The 4,739-nt window shown below is 64.8% G+C and carries 2 protein-coding genes and 5 pseudogenes; 4 read left to right on the top strand and 3 right to left on the bottom strand.

The genetic code is table 11. From position 1 onward, the window contains the following. Window positions 1-226 precede the first annotated feature (226 nt). Both AB0F82_RS38525 and AB0F82_RS38880 read left to right on the top strand, forming a co-directional pair. Window positions 227-700: pseudogene (locus tag AB0F82_RS38525) on the top strand (transposase); the annotation flags it as partial. Further along, window positions 625-836, top strand: a pseudogene (locus AB0F82_RS38880) (ATP-binding protein); the annotation flags it as partial. The pseudogenes AB0F82_RS38525 and AB0F82_RS38880, both read left to right, overlap by 76 nt. Before the next feature lie 150 nt (window positions 837-986). On the opposite strand, the pseudogene AB0F82_RS38875 reads toward AB0F82_RS38880, so the two are convergent. Beyond that, window positions 987-1,366 (bottom strand): annotated as a pseudogene (locus AB0F82_RS38875) (IS701 family transposase); the annotation flags it as partial. A 1,977-nt stretch (window positions 1,367-3,343) separates the two neighbouring features. On the opposite strand from AB0F82_RS38875, the gene AB0F82_RS38505 reads away from it, so the two are divergent. Further along, window positions 3,344-3,736 (top strand): hypothetical protein, encoded by a 393-nt coding sequence (locus AB0F82_RS38505; RefSeq protein ID WP_362636460.1) that lies wholly within the window; start codon window positions 3,344-3,346, stop codon window positions 3,734-3,736. 139 nt (window positions 3,737-3,875) lie between these two features. Here AB0F82_RS38505 and AB0F82_RS38500 read toward each other — a convergent pair whose 3' ends face one another. Both AB0F82_RS38500 and AB0F82_RS38495 read right to left on the bottom strand, forming a co-directional pair. Continuing rightward, on the bottom strand, window positions 3,876-4,205 hold the full coding sequence (locus AB0F82_RS38500) for an integrase core domain-containing protein (protein WP_362636457.1): 330 nt from the start codon (window positions 4,203-4,205) through the stop codon (window positions 3,876-3,878). A gap of 82 nt (window positions 4,206-4,287) precedes the next feature. Beyond that, window positions 4,288-4,605: pseudogene (locus AB0F82_RS38495) on the bottom strand (IS3 family transposase); the annotation flags it as partial. Between the two features lie 40 nt (window positions 4,606-4,645). On the opposite strand from AB0F82_RS38495, the pseudogene AB0F82_RS38490 reads away from it, so the two are divergent. Further along, window positions 4,646-4,739: pseudogene (locus AB0F82_RS38490) on the top strand (transposase); the annotation flags it as partial.

Raw genomic sequence — 4,739 nt, 5'->3', positions numbered from 1 at the left:
GGTTTCGCCATCCCGCCTCCCCACGCTGCTTGGAGAACTCATTTCCAACCAGCACAACGAGCAACCCGGCGAACCTTCCCGGTCACAGCACTAGGTCGGCTACCTTCACCGGGCCAACTTCGATGTCAGCGGACAAAACTCATCGATAACTGCCGCCTGTTCTGGGACTGTAAAAGAAACGGTGTAACTCCGATCACGGAGGATTGCGCCTGTGACCAGCGAGAACATGGCGAAACCGTCCGAGGCCGGGGCCGCATCCGCGGGCGTGGGTGACCGGTTCCTGAACGAGCTCGTGGCCCGGGCTCAGGCCGAGGGCCTGCAGCTGACGGGCGAGGGCGGGCTGCTCCAGCAGCTGACGAAGCGGCTGCTGGGGTCCGCTCTCGAGGGCGAGATGACGGACCATCTCGGCTATGACCGGCACGATCCGGCCGGGAAGAACGGCGGCAACTCGAGGAACGGCAAACGCTCCAAGACGGTCGTCACCGATGTCGGTCCGGTCGGGAACGACGTGCCTCGGGACCGTGAGGGAGCGTTCGAGCCGCAGATCGTCAAGAAGCGTCAGCGCCGGCTGACCGGCGTCGACGAGATGGTCCTGTCGCTCTCGGCGAAGGGCCTGACCCACGGCGAGATCTCCGCCCACCTGGCCGAGGTCTACGGCGCGGAGGTCTCCAAACAGATGACTACGACTTCTCGTTTCAGCCTGACTCGACCCGCGCGAGGTCAAGGACCTCGCGGCCCTCTCCTTCGTCGAGGCCAAAGCCAACGCCGCCCTGCTCGGGCCGCCGGGAGTGGCCAAGAAACCGCGGGCCGCAGGTAGCTGCCGAGTTTGCTGGTCAGGCGTCCGGCCGCCTCGGCGGTCTTAGGTTGCGGACCACATCCAGCGTCTTGTGGTGTGGCAGCTTCGAGATCCGAAAACCGGTTCGGAAGCGGTGGTCTTCACGGACGGCGAGTTCTTCGGAGAGAACCAGGTCGATGATTGAGTCACCGGGGGATGGCCACTGCCAGGAGTCGCTGGATTTCTGCCACGGTGAGCGGCGCGAGAGCGCCGGAACCGTTTCTGCCGCCCCCTTTTCGGCTGCCGCTGAGGCCATGGCGGCGAGGAAGGCGTGGGCGAGCATGGCCAGTGTGATGTGCTGGTACCAGCCCGGATAACGGCGGACCTCGTACTGGTCGAGGCCGCACTCGTTCTTCGCGGCCTGGATGGCTTCCTCGGTCGCCCAGCGGCTCCCGGCAACGCGCACGAGTTCGGCGACGGCGGTGCCGTTGGGTGCGTAGGCGAGTAAGCGACCTCGTCCGGACGGGCCAGGCTGCGGCGGGCCAGGACCCATCTGCAGCCACCGCGACGTTGGTGAAGGGGGAGCCCCGGAACCCGGCCAGGGCCTCCTGCTTGATCCAACGCCGCCGGTCCAGCACGGCGGCGATCAGCCGTGCCTTGGACCCGAACCGGGATTGCCGACAGCTGAAGGGTTCACCGTACTGCCGATCAGCACCGCCTGGCGCATCACCCACGGCCACGCCCGCCCCGCCGACTGGCCCTCCGTGCGAAGCCTTCCTCCACGGCTGCGGCGGCTATGAGTGGGTAGCCGGCGGATGGCTTCAAAAGCTTGGCCGCCCGGAGCCCGTGACGACTCGGCCGCTGATACGAAGATCCCTTTCGTGTTCGGGTCGGGCTGTCTCATGTGGCCTCGACGGGTTGGAGACTGACTTGGTAGCCAAGTGGTTGAGCTGGCTGACGAGACTCCTGCCCATGACGCCACCGTACGACCAGTACGTTTCGTCCCAGCCATGCGCACTTGTCATGCAGCATCTTCGCCAGTGAGAGGGTGTGCCAGCACGAGTCGGCGGTACTCCCAGGACAGATACCGGAGAGTCGAAATGTCGTGCTGGTCGGAGAAATCCTCGTCAGGTGCTCGTGCCGAGCCAAGCCGCGTCACAGGGTGATTGAGTATTGCCTGCTCATGAGTTGGACGCGACGGGCAGGCACTATGGGCTGCGGGAACAGGGAAAATCAGTGGCAGGAGTAGTCCGTGCACGCTTTGCGAAAGATCGGAATGGCTCTGAGTGGAGGAGCTCTCGCCCTCAGCTTTACTCTGACTGCCGCACCATCGGCATCCGCAGACATCAACGGGAGGTATCTCGAAACGAACCACTACACCTGCCAGAGCAGTGGGATCTACCACGACTCCAGCGGGCCGACCACTGGTTACCGGGCTTATGGAGGCTACTGTCACTCCAGAACGAGCTTCCACTCCGGGTACATCCGCCTGGCGACAAGTTGTTCATGGGGCTTCACCTATTACTCCGACTGGGTGTGGGTAAATCCGGCATCCGCAGGGGTAAGTGTCATCAGCCCCAAGGAGTCGGAAATGGGCTGCACATGGGGCGTCTCCACCGCCTGGCTCGAAGAACGATAGGGCGATATCAGCAACCGGAATCTGCTGTACAGGACTCATGCCGCCAGAAGCACGGCTGACGGCCAGCAGTCACCCTCATCAGCGCACCAATGGCCTTCATGTAATTCGAGGGAAAGGCGCCTCGGCACTGCCGTGGGAGTAGGCCTTGCGGTGCTCGTCATGACGTCGAGGCACCGGCTCAAGCCGCAGATGGCATCTACACCTGCTCGGCCTTGCCCAGGGAAGGACCAGCCAACACCATTGGATCCGGGTGGCATCGGCCAAACGTGACCCTCGGTATGTGCGTCCTGAACGAGCCTGCCTTCGGCCCTGGGGCCTTCTCCTCAAGTTTTGTACTCAAACGAAAGGACGTGACATGCGTCAGCGATCCACCGTGGTGAAAAGTGCCTCCCTCATCGGCTCCCTGGTCGTGGCAGCCGGTGCAACACTTCTCGCCGCGCCTGCGGCCCAGGCTGCCACCACTCCCGTCTATCAGATGAACTGTGTCACCGGAATCTCTGGCAACCAGGGATGGGGGACCTGTACCGGGACCGGACGGTGGGTGGTCCGAGCCGAGTGTGCCTGGAGCCCGCTCTACTCGGTGAGTTCGGGTGGATGGACCGACGGAACCGTCACCAAGTGGACGAGTTCCTGCGCCTTCGGCGTGGAGTCGGTCCGCATCGTGGAGTACTGAGCCGAAAGCACGGAAATCGCAGAATCGCTACATGCCCCGCACACCGCCGGTGTGCGGGGCACACCTGTGCTCACCGGTCGCGGCGGGGGCACGGGACCGGACGTGGCTGAGCCGCACGTGTCGGAGCAGGGGACATGGTGCCGGTCTGCGGGGTAGCCGGGCCGAACTGCGGCGATCATGAGCATTACATGGTGCGGTCGGGCGAAGCCTTGCCTTCACAGCGCCGCACGCTTGGAGGTGCGCCATCAACCCCCGAATGAGCCTCGCCCTGCGAATCGCCGTGTGCTGTGAGGCCTGGTACTTCTTCGGCTTCCTGTACGAGGAGTTGGTGGACCTCCCCAATCTCCTCGGCTCCCGGGCACAAGAGGCCCAGGCCCTGTGGAATCCCTACCACTGGACCTCCAACCCGGCCTACTACTACGCGATCGTCGGCCTGGCCGGACTGCCCTGCGCGATCACCCTGTGGCGCAGTCGTTCCCACCTGCGACAGCAGGACAGGGCCCGGCTGAAGACCGCCCGGTGGGCAACCCTTGCCCTGCTGCTGCTCACCGACGTCGCAGTCACCCAGCTCAATAACACCCTGTACTTCGGCCCACCCATGGCCGACCGGCACGAGTCCGCACCTACGCCGCACTGTGGGCCACGCTGAACGCCGCAAGGATGCTCCTCACCGCCGTAGCCGCAAACAAGCTCACTCAGATCCTCCTCACCCCCCACCCTCGACAGCCGGCCTGACGCAACGCACCCGACAAGCCGCACGCTGAACCGTTCCGGGTTCGGTAGAGATCTCAGATGTTGGTTGTGAGCTGAGCTTTCGTGGCGCTCAGGTAGTGGTTGGCTTCGTATTCGGCGGGCGGGATGTGCCCTATCTCACCGTGGAGTCGGCTGTGGTTGTACCAGTCGGTCCACTCGGCGGTGGCGAGCTCGACCTGGGCGAGGGGTCGCCAGGTCGCTGCGGCTTGATCACCTCGGTTTTGAAGGACAATCGTGTACTCCATCAGCGCGTTGTCGTACGCGTCGCCGACCGATCCGATCGAGGCGGCGATGCCGGCCTTCTCCAAGTGCTCGGCCAGCGTGAAGGACGTATATAGCGAGCCCGCGTCCGAGTGATGAACCAACTCCCCAGGCAGGGGCGGATGGTGGTTGGCGGTCGCGTCGCCTCAGTCCCATGTCCTGTGCGTCCAGGACGAGCCGGGTCTGCTTCGTGGTCGAGGCGGACCAGCCGCCGATTCGGCGGGAGAAGGTACCCACGACGAAGGCGACGTAGACGACCCCGGAGAACGTGGCGACGTGGGTGAAGTCGGCGACCCAGCAGCGGTTCGGTGCGCTGGCGACGAAGTCGCGGTCGACCAGGTCCGGCGCCCGGGGTGCGGTGGGGCCCGGGATCGTGGTGATCACTCTTCTGCCGCGGACGACGCCGGTGATGCCGAGCTCGCGCATCAGGAGCTCGACGGTGCAGCGGGCCACGGTCTGGCCCTGGCGGTTCAGGTGCCGCCAGATCTTCCTCGCGCCGTACACGCGGTGGTTGGCGTCGTATGCCTCCTGGATCAGGGTCTTCGAGATCAAGAACCGCGGCGTCAGCGATGTCCTTATGCTGGTTTGCGACGGGCTCAAGGGGCTTCCCGACGCGGTTGAGACCGTCTGGCCCCGCA

Origin of the sequence: Streptomyces virginiae (assembly GCF_040638905.1) — a bacterium.
Taxonomy (GTDB): Bacteria; Actinomycetota; Actinomycetes; order Streptomycetales; family Streptomycetaceae; genus Streptomyces; species Streptomyces virginiae_B.
Note: the sequence above shows the minus strand (reverse complement) of the source record. Positions and strands in the feature narration are given on the sequence as shown.

Excerpts from the sequence above, each read along its gene's own strand:
- AB0F82_RS38505 (WP_362636460.1), top strand. The coding sequence starts at position 3,344 with ATGAGCCTCGCCCTGCGAATCGCCGTGTGCTGTGAGGCCTGGTACTTC.